This window comes from Parendozoicomonas sp. 2304DJ65-17 (assembly GCF_058148445.1).
Window position 1 is genome coordinate 334,159 of the sequence record NZ_JBYVJV010000001.1, and the last position, 18,603, is coordinate 352,761.

Annotated in this window: 17 protein-coding genes; 6 read left to right on the top strand and 11 right to left on the bottom strand. The window is 48.1% G+C overall.

Annotated elements, in window-relative coordinates:
* Positions 1–97: 97 nt before the first annotated feature.
* From ACY2RR_RS01550 to rppH, 4 genes are all read right to left on the bottom strand, one after another.
* Positions 98–1,858 carry a hypothetical protein gene (locus ACY2RR_RS01550; protein WP_490106371.1) on the bottom strand — a complete coding sequence of 587 codons (1,761 nt, stop codon included), beginning with the start codon at positions 1,856–1,858 and terminating at the stop codon, positions 98–100.
* Between the two features lie 135 nt (positions 1,859–1,993).
* The gene (locus ACY2RR_RS01555) at positions 1,994–2,857 is read right to left on the bottom strand and encodes an aspartoacylase (RefSeq protein ID WP_490106372.1); all 864 of its coding nucleotides are present in this window, start codon (positions 2,855–2,857) and stop codon (positions 1,994–1,996) included.
* Positions 2,858–2,920: 63 nt separating this feature from the next.
* Positions 2,921–5,197, bottom strand: a complete 2,277-nt coding sequence (gene ptsP, locus ACY2RR_RS01560) for a phosphoenolpyruvate--protein phosphotransferase (protein ID WP_490106373.1) — start codon at positions 5,195–5,197, stop codon at positions 2,921–2,923.
* A 67-nt stretch (positions 5,198–5,264) separates the two neighbouring features.
* Complete coding sequence (gene rppH / locus ACY2RR_RS01565) at positions 5,265–5,753, bottom strand: RNA pyrophosphohydrolase (protein ID WP_490106374.1); 489 nt, start codon at positions 5,751–5,753, stop codon at positions 5,265–5,267.
* 235 nt (positions 5,754–5,988) lie between these two features.
* Between rppH and ACY2RR_RS01570 the strand changes: the two genes are divergently transcribed.
* Both ACY2RR_RS01570 and ACY2RR_RS01575 read left to right on the top strand, forming a co-directional pair.
* A complete protein-coding gene (locus ACY2RR_RS01570) occupies positions 5,989–6,645 on the top strand; it encodes a histidinol-phosphatase (RefSeq protein ID WP_490106375.1) in 657 nt (218 codons plus the stop codon).
* Between the two features lie 88 nt (positions 6,646–6,733).
* Positions 6,734–7,720, top strand: coding sequence for a hypothetical protein (locus ACY2RR_RS01575; protein ID WP_490106376.1), 987 nt, complete (start codon positions 6,734–6,736; stop codon positions 7,718–7,720).
* 13 nt (positions 7,721–7,733) lie between these two features.
* Here the strand turns inward: ACY2RR_RS01575 and ACY2RR_RS01580 are convergent, their stop codons facing one another.
* A complete protein-coding gene (locus tag ACY2RR_RS01580) occupies positions 7,734–8,303 on the bottom strand; it encodes an HD domain-containing protein (protein ID WP_490106377.1) in 570 nt (189 codons plus the stop codon).
* Positions 8,304–8,383: 80 nt separating this feature from the next.
* Entirely contained in the window at positions 8,384–9,187 is an 804-nt protein-coding gene (tcdA, locus tag ACY2RR_RS01585) for a tRNA cyclic N6-threonylcarbamoyladenosine(37) synthase TcdA (RefSeq protein ID WP_490106378.1), read from the bottom strand.
* Between the two features lie 101 nt (positions 9,188–9,288).
* Between tcdA and ACY2RR_RS01590 the strand changes: the two genes are divergently transcribed.
* Positions 9,289–9,738 carry a rhodanese-like domain-containing protein gene (locus ACY2RR_RS01590; protein ID WP_490106379.1) on the top strand — a complete coding sequence of 150 codons (450 nt, stop codon included), beginning with the start codon at positions 9,289–9,291 and terminating at the stop codon, positions 9,736–9,738.
* A gap of 4 nt (positions 9,739–9,742) precedes the next feature.
* Here ACY2RR_RS01590 and ACY2RR_RS01595 read toward each other — a convergent pair whose 3' ends face one another.
* The 3 genes from ACY2RR_RS01595 to nrdD form a co-directional block, all read right to left on the bottom strand.
* Positions 9,743–10,276, bottom strand: a complete 534-nt coding sequence (locus ACY2RR_RS01595) for a DUF805 domain-containing protein (RefSeq protein ID WP_490106380.1) — start codon at positions 10,274–10,276, stop codon at positions 9,743–9,745.
* A 94-nt stretch (positions 10,277–10,370) separates the two neighbouring features.
* Complete coding sequence (gene nrdG / locus ACY2RR_RS01600; protein ID WP_490106381.1) at positions 10,371–10,847, bottom strand: anaerobic ribonucleoside-triphosphate reductase-activating protein; 477 nt, start codon at positions 10,845–10,847, stop codon at positions 10,371–10,373.
* A gap of 2 nt (positions 10,848–10,849) precedes the next feature.
* Positions 10,850–12,970 (bottom strand): anaerobic ribonucleoside-triphosphate reductase, encoded by a 2,121-nt coding sequence (nrdD, locus tag ACY2RR_RS01605; RefSeq protein WP_490106382.1) that lies wholly within the window; start codon positions 12,968–12,970, stop codon positions 10,850–10,852.
* A gap of 419 nt (positions 12,971–13,389) precedes the next feature.
* Between nrdD and ACY2RR_RS01610 the strand changes: the two genes are divergently transcribed.
* The gene (locus tag ACY2RR_RS01610) at positions 13,390–14,073 is read left to right on the top strand and encodes a hypothetical protein (protein ID WP_490106383.1); all 684 of its coding nucleotides are present in this window, start codon (positions 13,390–13,392) and stop codon (positions 14,071–14,073) included.
* Positions 14,074–14,146: 73 nt separating this feature from the next.
* On the opposite strand, the gene ACY2RR_RS01615 is transcribed toward ACY2RR_RS01610, so the two are convergent.
* Positions 14,147–15,556: an L-serine ammonia-lyase gene (locus ACY2RR_RS01615; protein ID WP_490106384.1), complete on the bottom strand. Its 1,410-nt coding sequence runs from the start codon at positions 15,554–15,556 to the stop codon at positions 14,147–14,149.
* A gap of 207 nt (positions 15,557–15,763) precedes the next feature.
* On the bottom strand, positions 15,764–17,038 hold the full coding sequence (locus tag ACY2RR_RS01620) for an SLC5/6 family protein (RefSeq protein ID WP_490106385.1): 1,275 nt from the start codon (positions 17,036–17,038) through the stop codon (positions 15,764–15,766).
* A gap of 558 nt (positions 17,039–17,596) precedes the next feature.
* Between ACY2RR_RS01620 and thiS the strand changes: the two genes are divergently transcribed.
* Both thiS and ACY2RR_RS01630 read left to right on the top strand, forming a co-directional pair.
* Positions 17,597–17,800 carry a sulfur carrier protein ThiS gene (thiS, locus tag ACY2RR_RS01625; protein ID WP_490106386.1) on the top strand — a complete coding sequence of 68 codons (204 nt, stop codon included), beginning with the start codon at positions 17,597–17,599 and terminating at the stop codon, positions 17,798–17,800.
* A 41-nt stretch (positions 17,801–17,841) separates the two neighbouring features.
* Entirely contained in the window at positions 17,842–18,603 is a 762-nt protein-coding gene (locus tag ACY2RR_RS01630) for a thiazole synthase (protein ID WP_490106387.1), read from the top strand.

Consider the following 18,603-nt stretch of genomic DNA (forward strand, 5'->3'; position numbering starts at 1 on the left):
CAGATACTAATGTGCTTAACCCCAAAAAGCATTGCTCTTTTGACCGTGAATTACGGGAACATGGTCAGCATTAGAGATGCGGGTTAGTTATGAATCTTCATCGCTTACCATAATTCACGGTTAAAGCTTGGCTTATCTGCTCATGGGCGGCAAAAAGTTGAGGATCACAAACCTCAGGTCTTAAACGTGAAGGGTCATGCAAGGTATATCCCAGACCAAAAAGCGCCAGATCTGTCAGGTGCTTCACACCAGTTTTACATCCACCTCTACTGTGAGTTTCAACAAAATTCAATATGTGGTGATTCAGAGATCTACGGCCAAATGCTGAATAAAAGAACGGAGCCTCGTAATATCCGATACCGTTCTGCACAGGCTTCTCTCCTGCAATCACTTGCTGACTACACCAGTTACCGCAAACAAGTTGAATGACTTCTTTAAGCACAGGGTAAACTTCTTCATTGGTTCCCACGATTCCCAACTCGAAACCATCTTCAGCCCCTCCGTTGACACCTCGAAGCTGCCAAGAGGAACCTATTAAAAGCTTCTGCGCCAGTGGGCTGGCGAAAGTCTGTAAAAATGCCATTCGAAACTCTGCCTGAATTCCAAATGATAAAACCTGCACAGGTTTTTGTGCTTTATCTGGTAAGTGGGCAGGAGCTCCCATTTCTTCAACCGGCCAGTTCTGGCGAAAAAGAATCCCGGAAGCTTCCACATCACCTTCTCTGTTTATGGAATATGATGACTCAACCATAACACCCGACAATTGGGACAAAACCTGTATTTCTAAAAGCCCGTTATTCTCTGAATACTCCTTTCTACCAAGAATGCCTGGTTCCCTTAGACTCCAGTGAACCCAGTGCTGCAGAGCAAGTTTCTGGCATGTGGGTGCTTTCAGGTACTCTGGATTGTGGACATCATATCCTGCGACATCAGCTCCTGCGGAGATAATACCTTCAGGGTCGCCCCCTATCCGAGCACCCACTACCATAACTCTTGCCCGCGCCAATGGCTGACACCCAGCATCATCTGGCCTGACATGGGTATGACTTATCCAGCCATGAATAACTTTGCACCCTGTTAATGAAGTATCACCAACAGGGCTCATGTCTTCTTTATTTTGTTCAAGGGTTTCAATCAAAACTGGAGAAGGAAAGCGTCTGGATAGATACAGAACCAATGGCGCCGGATGCCATATAAATTGTGTTGGATGGGCAATTTTACCTTTGTAGATTTCTCCAGCCAGGTCTGCACGTTTCAATAAATTGCCAAGCATGTGAGCACAGAAGCCCCAGCTATTTCCAGTGGGTTTTAGTGTGATAACAGAGGCTGTCACTCTGCCCCTTTCATTTCCTCCCGGATTGAAGTGGTAAAAACCTTCATGGCGCACTTTGCAGTTAATCGTGCAAGCTGCAAGGTTATGAAAGCTTGAGTTGCTCTGGTGGACAATAGTTAAATCAGGGATAGTATTTTCAATACTTTTTAATACAGCCCCTGCCCTAACAGGACTTAATGGTGAAAAATCTGTTCCTTGAATCTGATCACAGGTTAACTCATATGCGAGCTTACCCGGATCATCAAACACCAGTGGATCACACTTAAGATTTCGATCCTTAATAAAGGTTTCCAGAGAAACCCGCCCTTCACTTTTTCTGATTTCCCGAGCAGTCATAACCGGTAATTTCTCCCACTGCTTTGGTATGTCAGCTGAAACACCGGAAGGTAAATGGACAATCCCACTGGTACCTTTTATTTTTCTGTCGAACCCCGCCACTTCTGACTCATCAAGATCTTTTCGTTGGATTAGGAAAGACTGGGGGATACCCTCTTTTCTGGAGCTTTTCGGAATCGCGGATGCCACTCCTTTCACCTGCTATAGATAGAAACGAAGTGCATCTAGACAAGAAGATTCTGGGTTTTATTACCGCTGATTAAAGTTTGTTAGCAGGCATAACATCATTAACAGAGAAACCTGCCACAGCCCCTTTGGCGGGGATCATGTATCCAAAAGCAGCTTTTCTTTCTGGGTCATGATAAAGGCTACATTTTCTTTGTAATATGCAGCTTCATTTATAAACACCGGATAACCCGCCTCACCCTGATAAGGAACCTCCTCCCCTGCTAGAGAAAGGAAGGCCAAATCTCGGTTTTTTAACTCCAGATAATCCCGATCCTGAAGTTTGGGATGAATATAAGCTGAAATGTTCCCTTCAGTGTCTTTTGGGTAGGCAATTCTCTCGCGGGTTCTGAAAATCTCCACACATTTAGGAACTGCTAGTTCCTGACCGGAAACAGAGAGTTCAAGAAACTCTATCAATTTATGCACAACGGCTTCTGTTTTTTGAAGAAAGTCAGTTCTTACCACTCCATTTGCTACAGAACCCACTTCAACAGTTAACCCGGTAGGACTCAGGCTGTTAATTGTTGCCGGAGAGACTTTACCACCACCCACCAGAATATAAATTTCCGGGAATAATTGTTTTAACGAGGCTACAGCTCGCAGGGTTAAATCACAGCCAGATCGAACAATCAGTGTTACGCCCATATTGGCAGTAGTGCTGTGCAGATCAATGATGAAATTACCGTCAGTACTGAGTTCAGGCATTAACTCTCTGGCACGAATATATTCGTAACAGGAATTGTCCTGCTCCTGAAGAATACCCTCGGTAAAACACCGGTTCAGGTCATGATCAATAAACCGTGTCCCCGCCTCTACAGCTCTAGGATTGGCAATAACTGTGTGAACAGGAATAGAGGTTGAGGTAAAGGTATTTTGGCTGGCAAACTTATTAACAAGAACCACTCCCGTTAATTCATTGCCATGGGTTCCACCCACCAGAGTGATTCTTTGTATCGGCATAACTGTTCCTGCAATCTTAATCAGAGAGCTACAGAATCAATTTAGATAACTGAGGGAGAAACGTCAGTTCAAATCAGCACGATTACCAAGAACTTTATCCAGCCCACGATGGCGTAAGGCCAGCTCTACAGCACTGCGAATAACCCGAGGGTTATCCATATTCAGAACTTCTGCGAGTAGCTCTTTGGATTGCTCGAGAGGCATATTGCGTAACGCCCACTTAACCCGAGGCAGGTTAGTGGCATTCATGGAAAGAACATCAAAACCCATGGCCATCAACAAAACAGCTGCTGCCGGGTCACCAGCCATTTCCCCACATATTGAAACCGGCTTCCCTTCTTCGTGGGCATCACTAACAACCTTTTGCAAAGCATGCAAAACCGCCGGATGGAAGCTGTGATAGAGATCGGCAACCCGTGGGTTATTGCGATCCACGGCAAGAATATACTGGGTCAGGTCATTACTACCGATGGATAAAAAATCTACCCTGCGGGCAAAATCTGCCACCTGATAAACCGCAGCCGGAACTTCAATCATTACCCCTACAGGCGGCAGCTGAATCTCTAAACCTTCACCAAGAACTTCATGGTAAGCCCGGTGAATAAGGTACAGCGCCTCTTCGACTTCCGGCACACCAGAAATCATAGGCAACATAATGCGCAGATTATCCAGCCCAACGCTGGCTTTCAACATTGCACGCACCTGCACCAGAAAGATTTCCGGATGATCCAGAGTTACCCGAATCCCCCGCCAGCCAAGGAATGGGTTTTCTTCCTTAATGGGGAAATAACTCAGGGATTTATCGCCACCAATATCCAGCGTACGAATCGTCACAGGCCGGGGGTGGAAGGTTCTCAACTGTTCCCGATAAATCTCTTCCTGCTCTTTTTCACTGGGGAACTGTTCCCGGATCATAAAGGGAACTTCTGTCCGGTATAAACCAACACCTTCGGCTCCCTGATCCAGGGAACGCACCGTATCGGTCATCAACCCGGTATTCACCCACAGCGGCAAACGATAATGATCCGGGGTTATACAAGGCTCATCTTTCAGGGATTCCAGACCTTCAACAAAGGCCTTTTCTTCATGAATCAAGTTGCGGTACTGAGCCAGCAACTCAGGTGAAGGCGATGCGTAAACGCGTCCAAGGTTGCCATCAACAATCAGCTCACGATTGTTCATGCGTTCCCAAGGCAAATCGACCGCGCCCATAATGGTCGGAACCCCCATAGCCCGAGCCAATATTGCAACATGGGAATTCCCAGAACCCTGCACAGAAACCAGACCAACCAGTTTATCCCGGGGAATCTCCCCCAGCATTCCTGGCGTTAATTCTTCGCTGATAACAATGGCCTGCTCCGGCCAGACAACTTCATCCTGCTGATGCTGTTGAAGAACAGAAAGAACCCGGCGGCCAAGATCACGGATATCCACAGCCCGCTCACGCAGGTAAGGGTCTTCCATCAGCTCGAAATGGCGAACATGCTCTTCTATAACCTGCTTGAGTGCTCCCTGTGCCCATTGCCCTTTATCTATGACAGCAGCTATTTCTGCACCCAAGGCATTGTCATCAAGCATGCGAAGGTAAACATCAAACAATGCCTGCTCTTCGGCTGGCACCTGATCGGCCAACTTATCGGCCGTTGATTTCATCTGCTCCCGAACGCTGACCAGAGCTTCAAAGAAGGCCTGTTTTTCACCTTCAATATCATCAGTGTCTTTATCCGGAACAGCACTAAGATCCGCTGGCGGAGCTAAAACCACCGCTGAACCAATAGCAATTCCCGGAGAACCAGCGACACCGACAAAACGGGATTGCCGGGGACGTTCATGTACAGATTCAGGAAAATGCAGAGAGCCAGTGGCTTCTGCGTGGGCGATCACCCCGGCCAGCTGGGCCGACATGGTGACCAGAAAAGATTCTTCGCTTTCATCAAAGCGACGTTGCGCATTCTGCTGAACAACCAGAACCCCGAGCAGACTGCGCTGATGAATAATAGGAACACCGAGGAAGGAGCGAAAACGCTCCTCCCCGGTTTCTTTGAGGTAACGGAACTTGGGATGCGAAGCAGCATCTTCCAGGTTGATGGGTTCCTCCCGAAGGCCAACCTGCCCCACAAGACCTTCGGAACGGGATAAAGTCACCCGACCAACAGCCTTGCGATTCAAACCTTCAGAAGCCATCAGGGTATAGCGACTGGTCTCTTCATCGTAGAGATAAACGGAGCACACCTCTGTGCACATGGCCATGCGAACACTGCGAACAATCACGTCCAGCGCTGCCTGAAGATCTCTGGCAGCACCTACTTCCTGGACGATTCTTCGCAGTGTGCTCAACATGCTCCGCCCTATCCCCCTCGTATTTTTCCCGCATGCAAAGCAGTACTTGCGCACTGTTTACTGCTTGTTATGAAGAACCCAAAACCTGCAACAGTCTTGGAGCCAGCTCTTTCATGGCCCTGCGGTAAACATCCCGTTTGAACGTTACCACTTGACCAACCGGATACCAGTAGCTGACCCATCGCCAACCATCAAACTCCGGCGAATCCGAAAGATTCACCCGTACCCGCTCATCGGCACTGGTCAGTTGCAGCAAAAACCACTTCTGCTTCTGCCCAATACACAATGGCCGACTGTCTCTTCTCACCAATCGGCGCGGAAGCCTGTAGCGCAACCAGCCCCGGGTGCAGGCAAGTATCCTGACATCCTCCGGTTCCAGTCCCACTTCTTCATAAAGCTCCCGGTACATGGCTTCTTCCGGTGTTTCATCACCGTTTATACCACCCTGGGGAAACTGCCACGCATCCTGTCCGATTCGCTTGGCCCAAAGCACCTGTCCACACGTATTCGTGAGGATGATGCCGACATTAGGCCGGAATCCATCAGAATCAATCACGAGGCTATCCTGGCAAAGTCTATTACCTGCATTGTTCCACAAGGGTGATGGTTCGGCAAACCACTAATGCTTATTCGGCATTAAATTTGCAAAAGCACAAAATCTGCAAAAACACGTATGACATTCCTGCCTTTAAAACCTGAGAAAGACAAATATAGTCACAAACGGGATATGGCTCATGGCCTTTGAGGTAGTTATGATTGCCACTGATTAAGACTATTGCAGAGGAACTCCGGTGACCGTAGCTATCTTTGATCTTGACCACACCCTTATTGATACCGACAGTGATCATGCCTGGGGCGAGTTTCTGGTAGAAAAGAAGGTGGTAAATCCGGAAGAGTTCCGCAAAGCCAACGATTATTTTTATTCCCAGTACAAACAGGGCACTTTGAACCTTGAAGAGTATCTGGAGTTTTCCCTGAAGCCTCTGGCTGATAATGATCCTGAATTTATGTATGAACTGCGCAAAGAGTTTATCGCTCATCATATTCAGCCACTGATTAAACCTGGCGTTGCCGCACTATTGGAAAAACATCGTCAGCAAGGCCATGAATTGCTAGTGATTACTGCCACCAATCAATTTGTTGTCGATCCAATTATTGATGCCATAGGCATTGAACATCGCCTGGCAATAGAAGTAGAAGTGGTTAATGGTCGCTATACCGGCAACACCGTTGGTATCCCCACTTTTCGGGAAGGAAAAATCACCCGCTTCGAAGAATGGTTGAAGGACAGGCCTGAATTTAAGATGGAAGAATGCTGGTTCTATAGCGACTCAATGAATGACCTGCCCCTTCTGGAAAAGGTGAAACACCCCGTTGCTGTTGACCCTGATGACAAACTCAAAGCGATAGCCCAAGAACGGGAGTGGCCAGTAATTTCCCTGAAATAAGAGTTTTTTGAAATACTTTCCAACCAAGCCACCTCTGAAATTCTCTGTCTGTCTAAAATAAAAGCAGAAAAGGATTTCAGAGGCCGGTATGCCAAAGCCGATCCCGCCAAAACAGACACCGATAGAGCTGACTACGTTTCGTCGTCCGGACACACCTTCTACTTCCGGTGAAGCTGAGACATCTTTTATTGAAGAAGGTACTACACCTCAGGGAGCCTCAGTCACTCGCCATGAGCCAAATGTCGCCTCATTAAAACAGGGTGCTCACCTCACCACTCCAATAACCAAACGTAAAATATCTCTGGCCAAACAGGTAACAAGCCAATGGAACGATATGGTTCAGTGGCTGAAGAAAAAGATACATTATGAACCCGGCACGGCCATGAGAAAGCTGAAAAGAATCAGCCAATCTTTTCTTCCCGGACACCGGGAAACTCACAGAACCAGACGGTCTTCAAGGGTTGATGACTTCCAATCCCGAAGCCAATACCCAAAACATCTGAAAAAACTCCTGAGCCAAGTACAGAAGATGGATAAGAAGTACAGTTTGCTGGACGGCGAGGGAAATAAAGTTATTGAGAAACTCCTGAAACCAGAATCCACAGTCTCAGGAACAAATCTGAATGTAGTAAAAACAGCTGTAGAAGAACATGGCATAACCCTCAATGCCCGCAAAGTTTCTGATGATCCAAATACCGGGCTGGCAGAAATCAAACTCACCTTAAGCGACGAAGAACTCGAGGAGTTTGAAGGCTCTCAGGTGATGAGATCTTATCAGCTATTCCTGATTATCGGAGGGCTGCAAACAGCAGTTGGTTTTCGCAAAAGCGAACTTCTTGAAGATGACACCCGTCGTGGCAAAGCTGAGAAAAAAGCACTTGAATCCCTCTCCAGTTCCCTTAACGAAATGAGCGAACTGACGACCGGGTTGTGCCATGCCGCTATGAAAGAAGAAATGCCAGAGTTATTCAAAGATGATTATTACACCGCCTTGAGCTTGCAGGATAAGAATGGTTTTTCTCATTTTCGCTCAGGGACAGCCCAGCCTCGGGGAGGCTGGAAAGATATGGTCTGAATTCTATGGGGAATCAGGCAACAGCTTCCTGCTGGCTGAGAACCCGATAAAGAATGTCCTCAACATCATGCAGATTATCTGACTTTTTACCCTGCTCTTTGGCCTGCTCATCATAACGACGCAAGGCCAGAACCTCTTCAAGATCACCACGACTGCTGAAATCTGAGACTTCATCCATAGTCATCACGCCGCCCTGCCAGCGTAATGTTTCTTTGCTGGCCTCTGAGAGCTGGTCTTCATAACCAGGTTCAATAGCACACAGATATCGCTTGGCCTGCACATGGCTGGCTACAAGAGTCGAAACCCTTTCAGGAAAACCGATATTTAGAAGATAGTCAGCACCCAGGCGGTCATGAGCAACAGCTCCATAGTTTCCCATCGGCTCAACACCGTCTATTTCGAGCAAGTGGCCAATATCGTGAAGAAACGCAGCCGCAATGATTTCTTCATCACGTCCATCCGCTATAGCAAGATCAGCCGCCTGAAGTGCATGCTCCAGCTGGGTGATATCCTCACCATAGTTTTCTCCGCCATACTGGCGATACAGATTCACTATTCTGGCAACCGCTTTCTTTATTCTCATGCCTGTATTCCAGCCAGGACAACTCTGGCTGCCTTCCTCTGTGACAAGCGTTATCGGTTTACTACTCTATGACAACTGTATTAAGAGCGTTCCAGCTTTCGGGTCAGCTTTTCTATGATCCTTGAAACCGCTACAAACCCGAACGTCGCTGTAACCATTGTTGCTGCGCCAAACCCATTGGCACAATCCATTTTCATGGACTCCATATCCCCTGTTGCTCCCGGCTTTTTCTCGCACACAGAGCCATCAGGTTGCGGGTAGCGAGCGGCCTCTTCAGAGAACACACACTCAACGGCAAAACGACGCTTGCTATTCTTCGAAAAATTATATCGGTAACGGAGGAAATCCTTTACCTTTTTCGCCAGCGGGTCCTGAAAAGTTTTTGTCAGGTCTGTAACCCTGATTTTCAAGGGGTCCACCAACCCGCCTGCAGCCCCCACGGTAATCACCGGGACTTTATTACGTTTGCAGTGGGCAATAATGGCCGCCTTCACCCGGAAGCTGTCGATCGCATCCAGCACATAGTCAAAACGCTGATCAAGGTACTCGCCCACGTTATCATCGGTGACAAAGTCATCAATCTCGTAAACATTGATATCCGGATTGATAGCTCGCATGCGATCAGCCATAACCGCAATTTTAGATTGTCCGATGGTTTCTTTCAGCGCATGAATCTGCCGATTGGTGTTGGTAACACAGATATCATCAAGATCAATCAGGGTGACTGAGCCCACTCCGGTTCTGGCCAGAGCTTCCGCCGCCCAGGAGCCAACCCCCCCAATACCGATCACACAGATATGAGCATTACGCAGCTTATCGGAAACATCACTGCCATACAGGCGCCGAGCACCACCAAAACGAGAAGAATAACTGTCTAGGGACATGGATTCTGAGAACGTACAACTGGAAATTGCCCGATTATATCACCCCTTACATTGCAAAGGCGTGTCTATACTGCTCATCGGATTTCTTTGGAGATATCTCCGTGTTCCCTATTCCCAGAGCAGTTTTTCTGCTGGTTCTGTTTATTTTCACAACGACTATTGAACTCGCAGCAGCGGCACCACAGCCTCTTTCAGAAACCTGGAAGCTCTATAACGATCGATACCCGGCCATAAAGCTTCCAGAACTTAAGCAGGCGATGGATGAAAAAACTGTGACTTTGATCGATGCCAACAGTCCGGAAACTTACAGCAAAGGCCATATCCCCGGAGCACTGTCACTACCAGCACTGATAAAGAAAGATGAGAATCGAGCCCTTCCATCCAATAAAACCGAAATGATTGTGGTTTATTGTGGTGGCCCACAGTGTTCTGCCTGGTTTAAAGCTGCCGATTATGCGGTTAAACAAGGGTATAGAACGGTTCGCCACTTCAAGGGAGGGTTAAAGGAATGGAAAGAGAAGGGAGAATCTCTGGAAACATCTCCCTTATAGGAAATTATTGCTGATAAGTGCTCTGCGCCCGCTGCACATATTCCTGATACTGAGGTATAGCTACGGCAGCAAGAATACCGACAATAGCGATGGCGGGCAGTATCAAACCAGCAATCACAGTGAGCGCACTATTGGCTGCAGGTGGCGGGCCATACTTGTTATCTCCTTTTGTTCCGGGCGCAAACACCAGCACCAGAAACAGAATCATATTCACAAAGGGAATAAGATTCAGAAGGCTAAGCCAGCCTGAGAGTTCCAAGTCATTTAAGCGACGGATAATAAAAACAAAACTTCCAATGGCAGCGCTTAAATAAACACCCGCAACAAGCATTCCACTGATAATCCCATTGACCGACTCAGTCATAAGAGCGCTCCCTGCACCAAACAGAACCATCAGCAACATCACAGCACCGTAATAGGCAAGGTAACGTAATCTCCCGATACGTCCATTAACAGCAAAGAAGGTAGGTGTGCAGAACTCTTGTTTTTGTGAATCCAACTGACTTTGCGGGGCATCATAAACAGCCTGAGCATCCATGTTATCTATTCCTTTTATTAATATTAGCGATCTATAGATGTCACTGGTCGCATAGTGCCATAAATAAATAGCACCATAAAAGGATGATCAGATCCTACAACTGCCCTTCACTTCTTCGAAGAACTCTCTGGTTACTGCTTCCCCGCCAGGGAAGATTGAGGTTTCTCTTTTCCTGCACATAAGGGCCATCGATCAGAACATCAACGTACTCAACTACGGCCTTCTGCTCTTCATTGAGATCCTGAATCTCATAACCGGTCCACATCCAGATATCTTTCTCCGGATACATCTCTTTAGCCCGGCGAACCAGCCGGCCAATATCTACAAGATTTCCAGGGTAAAGAGGGTCTCCACCAGAAAGAGATAAACCATCTCGGTGAATGCGACTGTCTCCCAGATCGTTCAGAATCTGCTGTTCCAGCTCTTCTGTATAGGGGTGGCCAGAATCCGGTTTGATTGTGGATGCGTTATGACAGCCAACACATTTGTGTTCGCAACCGCTGACGAAGAGGACACAGCGTGTCCCCTCGCCATTCACAACATCCAGTGGGTAGTAGTTGTGATAATTCATGGTTACAGATGTTTTACCCGACGAGTGACTTCTTCCTGCTTGCCCTTAATAAACGGACGACTGTTGGGCTGACCAAGATATCCACACACACGACGGGTTACAGACATTTTGGTGGAATCCCGGTTTTTACAGGACGGACACTCAAAGCCACGTGCAGTGGCCAGAAACTCACCTTCATAACCGCACTTGTAGCAGTTATCAATTGGAGTGTTGGTTCCGTAGTAAGGGACTTTGTCGTAGGTGTAGTCCCAGACATTTTCCAGCGCCTTGGTGTTGTTCTGCATATTCGGGAACTCGCCGTAGCAGATGAAACCACCGGAGGCGAAGGCTGGGTAATCCATTTCGAAATCCACCTTGTCGTAAGGTGAAACTTTCATTTCCACATCAAGGTGGAAGGAGTTGGTGTAGTAACCCTTCTCAGTCACACCTTCAACAATACCAAACTCTTTTTCATCCAGACGGCAGAAACGGTCACACAGGCTTTCGCTGGGAGTTGAGTACAGGCTGAAACCATAACCAGTTTCTTCTTTCCAGCGATCCACAGCCTTACGCAGATATTCAACAACTTCTACGCCCTTTTGCTGCAGCTGGTTGCAGTCGTAAATATGCTTGTCGCCAAACAGAGCGTTAATAGTTTCGTGAACACCGATATAACCCAGAGAGATACTGGCCCGGCCATTCTTGAAGACTTCGCTGATTTTATCTGTTGGCTTAAGACGAACACCGCAGGCACCTTCTACATAAAGGATAGGAGCAACACTGGCTGGAACATTATCCAGGCGGTGAATACGGCTCATCAGAGCATCTTTGGCTACCGCCAGACGCTGATCCAGAATTTCATAGAAACGCTTTTCGTCGCCCTTACTTTCCAAGGCCACACGAGGCAGGTTCATAGAAACAACACCAAGGTTGTTACGGCCATCGTGAACAAGTTGACCATTCTCTTCGTACACACCCAGGAATGAACGACAACCCATCGGAGTTTTAAAGCTGCCTGTCACTTCTACCAGTTTGTCGTAGTTCAGGATATCCGGGTACATGCGCTTGCTGGCGCATTCCAGAGCCAGTTGCTTGATATCGTAGTTCGGATCTTCTTTATCAAAGTTCACGCCCTTACGAATCGCGAATACCAGTTTGGGGAAAATTGGAGTTTTCTTATTGCGGCCCAGACCACGGATACGATTTCTGAGAATAGATTGCTGCACCAGTCGCTCTTCCCAGCTGGTCCCCAGACCAAAACCAAAGGTTACGAAAGGAGTCTGGCCATTGGCGGTGTGTAGAGTATTGATTTCATACTCCAGCGCCTGATAAGCATCAAAACAATCTTTCTCTGTTCTTTCCAGTGCGTAAGCTTTGGCTTTCTCTTCGTCACCAATCCAGTGCATGCCCTGCTCAAGGTGCTTGTCATAAGTTTTGCGCACAAAAGGAGCATGGATACGGTCAATCTCGTTAATGCTGGTACCGCCATAAATGTGGCTGGAAACCTGGGCAATAATCTGGGCGGTAATGGCAGTAGCCGTAAGAATGGAGCGCGGCTCTTCAATCTCCGCATTGCCCATTTTAAAGCCGTTCTTCAGCATGCCTTCTACATCAATCAGCATGCAGTTAAACATGGGAAAGAATGGGGAATAATCCAGATCGTGATAATGAATCTCGCCGCGGTCATGAGCCTCAGATACATGTCGAGGCAGGATATGCTGGCGGGCGTAATGACGGGCAACAACCCCTGCCAGAAGATCTCGCTGGGTAGGAATGATCTTGCTGTCTTTGTTGGCATTCTCGTTCAGAAGCTGCTCATTATCCTGATTGATAATGCCGAGAATTTCTCTGTTCAGGGAGTTGCGGGATTCGCGCTCAATATCCCGGGTACGACGGAACTCGATATAACAGCGGGCCGCATCTTTATAACGGCTGCGCATCATCACATTCTCAACTTTTGCCTGCAGATCATAGATATCCACAGTCTCCTGCTCTTCAAAAGCATGGTGCACCTGATGAGCAACCGAGCGAGCAAAATCATCATCTTTCAGACCGGCATCATTCATGGCACAGGCCACAGCTTTGACGATTCGGCTTTCGTCGAAACGCTGGCGCGAGCCATCGCGCTTGATGATATCAGTCATATGATACAGCTCCGGATATAAGGCAAAGGAAGAGGCAAGCAAACTACATATTGTGCAGAGAGAACAGAAAAGCACTACATATAGGTCACGGCGGCGCATATTCTCTCAAAGACGACGGCAGCGCAATATCGGATTTTCGCAGTTTTAAAGCATAAATATTCTGTAAAGACGCATGGTTAGTGGTTGCAATCATTTCATCCCTTGAATGCTTTTCCACGACGTAAGACCAAAGTTATAGCCACAGAAATCTGGCACATTTTTCGGGTGTTTTTTCCTTGTTATTTGCTTCCTAAGCTCTGCTTTTTAGCACCTTGGTCTAACAGCTCAACCGCACGACCTTGGTCGACCTAACTGCAACTTATAACTCTAAGAGGTTTCAAAACATACAGATACGGAAAATACACATTGAGGGATAAACCATGGACAGAATCGGCGGATCAATCCAGAGAACACTTCAGAAGGCTCCGACTTTCGTCAAAGAAGCTCTGACAACTATCAAAGAGTGCACACCTGTGCAGATGATGAAGAGTGCTGCAGGTAAAATAGATGGGAAAGCGATTTTTGAGCGTTGCTGTTCTGCAATCCAAACTGCTGCAAGGTTTATTGTAAAGCACCCTGGCCTTCTCATTGCCTTCGCCTGTGCCGCTGCTGGTCTGGCCCTAGGTGCAACTCCTTTTGGTGCAGGAATACCACTGATCACCGCTCTATGCTTCACAAAAGCATCTATGGGAGCAATTATGGCCGCAGGTGTTGGTGCCCACCTTTTGAACTCCGCTGCAGGCGCCACCACTGGCGCAATGCTTGGAAAAGGAATAAGCCGCATGCTATTCGGCAACAGGTTTGATGATGAGAAAGGTGTTTCCGGCTTCTTCAAACGTAATATTTGCGCGATGCTGATGGGTGGCGTTGGCGCTATTGCCGCTCCTTTAGTGACATGTTCCAGTGGCCTTGCAGCCCTCGGAGCTCTAAGTGCACAAGCCATTGGCCCCGTTGCCGCAACTCTTCTGATAGCCGCAAGTAATGCTATTCCTTGCGGTCTTATGGCGGGCCTTGGTGGTTATCTGATTACCCGCAGCAAGAAAGCGGAAACTTCTCCTGCCTAAGTTTTCATCTTTTCCTGAATGCAAAAAGCCCCGCTATATGCGGGGCTTTTTGTACCTCAATCAGCTGGTGCTATTAAGCAACACACTGAGGCTTGGCGAATACAGCCAAACCACCCTGAGAAGTTTCGCGGTACTTGCTCTGCAGATCCAGACCAGTGCGGTACATAGTCTCAATGCAGGAATCCAAAGAAACTTCGTGGTTGCCGTCACCACGCAGAGCCATACGGGTAGCAGTAATAGCTTTAATAGCAGCCATACCGTTACGCTCGATGCAGGGAACCTGTACCAGACCACCGATTGGGTCACAGGTCATGCCCAGGTTGTGCTCCATGCCAATTTCCGCAGCATTCTCAACCTGGTGAACGTTACCGCCCATAACTGCAGCCAGAGCACCGGCAGCCATAGAGCAGGCAGAACCAACCTCAGCCTGACAACCAGCTTCAGCACCGGAAATGGTAGCGTTCATCTTGTACAGCATACCGATAGCAGCAGATGTGGCGATAAAGTCACGCACACCTTTATGGTCTGCACCATCGATAAAGCGAGTGTAGTAAGCCAGAACAGCTGGAATGATACCGGCCGCACCATTGGTAGGTGCAGTTACAACACGACCACCGCAGGCGTTTTCTTCGTTCACAGCCATAGCGAACAGAGTTACCCAATCCATGATGGAGAAGTGATCTTTCAGCATCGCTTCTGGGTTAGCCATCAGCTGCTTGTGCATGGAAGAGGCACGACGCTTCATATTGGAAACAGGCAGCTCACCTTCCATACGCAGGCCACGGTCGATGCAGTTGCGCATAACATCCCAGATAGCGTCAATGTCAGCGTTTACTTTCTCTTCGTCACCACCAGCCAGAATTTTCTCGTTAGCCATGACCAGCTCTGCAATTGTCAGATTGTGCTGTTCGCACAGTTGCAGCAGTTCAGCAGCGCTTTTGAATGGGTAAGGAATAGAAGGCGCATCATCAACAGGAGCGTCAGTACCGTTCTGCTTATCCTTGTTGTTGAACTCGTCAGCACAAACAACAAAGCCACCACCAACAGACAGGTAAGTCTTGTAGTAAACAACAATGCCATTCTGGTCGGAAGCGTAGATACGCATGCCGTTTGGATGTTCCAGCTCTTCACCGAAATGGAAGATCATCTGGGTGTCGTAATCGAAAGGAATCTCGCGCTCGCCAGCCAGTTTCATGACACCCTTGTTTACGATGTCTTCAAAAGCCTGATCAGCCATATCCGGATCAACATCGTCTGGACGGTAGCCAGCCAGACCAAGGATAGCAGCCTTGTCAGTGCTGTGACCTTTACCAGTCAGAGCCAGAGAACCATACAGACCGACACGAACAGAAGAGATGCTGTCGAGAATACCCTTCTCACGCAGATCATTCAGGAAACGATGACCAGCCCACATAGGACCAACTGTGTGAGAGCTGGAAGGGCCAATGCCAATCTTGAAGATATCGAAAATGCTCAGTGCCATGATCGAGGTTCTCTATTCTGAATATGTGGCGTCTGTCGTGAGACCCGATAGGGGGATGGATCTTTGACAGATCGGAAAAGAAGAAGGAAAAGGTTCCCAAATTGGCGGCGATTGTGCCGTTTACAGTATTCGGAAACTAGTGTGGGGAAGCGTAAGCTTCCCCACAAATTCGCTATTCAATTGCTATGAATACAGCCCGTGGGGTGATTACAGCAGTTGGGATGCGATGAAACCGGTGATAGCGATGGTACCCATCACAACGGTGAAGATGTTTACAGCAGACTCATACTTGCGCATGGATTCTACACGCTTGGTAGCGTACACAGGCATGATGAACAGGATGCCGGCGATGATTGGTGCTACGCAGGATTCGATCATACCCATTACAGATACGTTAGCGTAAGCAACAGCCCATACAGACAGGGTGATGAAAACGATGATGCCCTTGTCTACAGCCTTCATGTTCACTTCACGGCCTTCGCGCTTGGCCTTGTTTACGATCATGCCCTGCAGACCTTCACGGGTACCCATGTAGTGACCGAAGAAGGAGGAGCAGATAGCTACGATAGCTACGATCTGTGCCAGCCAGCCGAAGATGGCGTTGTCAGTGCGCTCTGCGAATACAGACAGGATAGGCAGGTTAGAAGCCTTGGCTGCCAGCAGTTCAGCAGGAGACAGAGTCAGTACGCAGGAGTATACGAACAGCATGGTGAAGCCTACCAGCATCATAGTAGTGCGCTTCAGAGTCTTGCTAGCCTGAGCTTCAGCGTTGTTACCCAGGTCCTTGCGGTATGCAGAGGCGAAGGAAGAGATCGCTGGAGAGTGGTTAAAGGCGAAAACCAGAACAGGGATAGTCAGGAATACAGTCTTGAAGAAGTCAGCCATGGATACGGACACTTCAAACTGTGCAGTGTTCCACTGAGGAATCAGGTACAGGGAAGTACCGAACAGTACAACGATCAGTGGGTATACCAGAGCGTTGGTTACTTTCAGAACCAGCTTCTGACCACCAACCATAATAGATACCAGACCAGCAACCAGTACGAAAGACAGGATAGCGCGGTTTGGTTCCGCCATACCCAGCTGGTTCACCATCATGGAAGAAACTGTGTTGGTGATACCAATGCCGTAGATCAGCAGGATTGGGTAGATAGCGGCGAAGTAACCAAAAGTGATCAGGGAGCCGGCTTTAGGGCCGAAGTGCTCAGCTACAGTTTCGGTGATATCAGAATCAGCCTTCTTGGAAGACAGGCAGAAACGAGTCAGGCCACGGTGAGCCAGGAAAGTCATAGGACCGATCAGAACGGTCATCAGGATCAGCGGCCAGATACCACCCAGACCGGCGTTGATAGGCAGAAACAGTACACCTGCGCCAATTGCGGTGCCGAACAGTGTCAGCATCCATTCAGTATCACGCTTGCTCCAGCTTGTGGCTTTCGCATCTGCGGCAGTTGCAGCGCCCTGCATTACGCCCTGGGTCATACATCTCTCCAGTGTGTGTCGGTATAGGCTTGAGTAATTCGAAAGGAGTAAAAGGGGGCTTCCTTTCGAGGGCGCAAACTTTAAGGGATCAGACAGGCGTAAAACATTGATCTGTGTCGTATTTTTATTGTGTAAATTTTGCGTCTTTTGCGTAATTTATTTGTCAGTTTTTTGCAAAGATGATGCAACCACTACAGCGCATAAGAGGAACCAACAACAACAAAAAGAAATACCGCTACACCAGAAGAGATGAACCGCAATATCTTTGGAAACATAAAAAGAAGGAGGAAAGAAGATGCAGTGGCACGCCCCCGCGCCACCGATCACACACACTGGAATCAGTGCGGGCGATTCTATACAGAATGCAGACAAAGTCAACATTATTTGAATTTTGTCACTGACAGTTGAGCAAAAGAGCCTGTTTTCAACAATTCATTCAACAATTATTGAGTTTCCACTCTTTATTGAATTTGAAAATATAAACAGATAACCACTATCTTCACTTCCCAATACCCCACGTGCTCCCTACAATCAGCACACTTAATAGCGGAAATCATCATGCAGATCACGGTTAACAGCCAGCCTCGAGAGCTGGAAGACGTAGCCATTACTCTGACTCAACTTCTGGCTCAGATGAATGTACCTGAAGCCGGAACAGCTATTGCCCTCAACCAGAATGTTGTTTCCCGATCCAGCTGGAACGACCAAACACTGGAACACGGCGACCAGGTAATGATTATCCGCGCTACGGCCGGTGGTTAATTTACAGTTTCAAAACAGACCCTTCAGGATTCTCGCCCTCAATGCTCACCCTTGCGAACCAGTCTTTCACTTCCCGCCTACTTCTAGGTACTGGTAAATTCAGCAGCCGCCAGGCGTTATCCAATGCTGTTACCAGCTCACAAACAGAAATGGTGACTATGGCTCTGAAAAGAGTCGACACCAATAACCAGGATGACGACATCCTCGCTCCTCTTCAGGAATGTGGTGTAAACCTTCTGCCCAACACATCCGGCGCCCGCACAGCGGAAGAAGCTGTATTTGCTGCACAACTTGCTCGTGAAGCTCTTGGAACATCCTTCCTTAAACTGGAAATTCATCCAGACCCCCGCTATCTGATGCCTGATCCGGTGGAAACACTGAAAGCTGCAGAGATACTTGTAAAACAAGGCTTCCACGTTCTTCCTTATATACATGCTGACCCGGTTATATGCCGTCGTCTGGAGGATGCAGGATGTGCTGCAGTTATGCCTCTCGCCGCACCGATCGGCAGTAACCTTGGCTTGCGCACCAAAGATTTCATCCAGATTATTATTGAGAGCAGCCAGGTTCCGGTCATTGTTGATGCTGGTATTGGCAGCCCGTCAGATGCGGCAGAAGCGATGGAAATGGGTGCCGATGCGGTTCTGGTGAACACAGCTATTGCAGTTGCTGGTAATCCGGAAGCTATGGCAGATGCGTTCCGCATGGCTGTTATTGCTGGCCGGCAAGCTTATGAAGCAGGGCTTGGCGGACGACAGCTTGTTGCTGAAGCCAGCAGCCCATTAACTGCATTCCTGGATTAG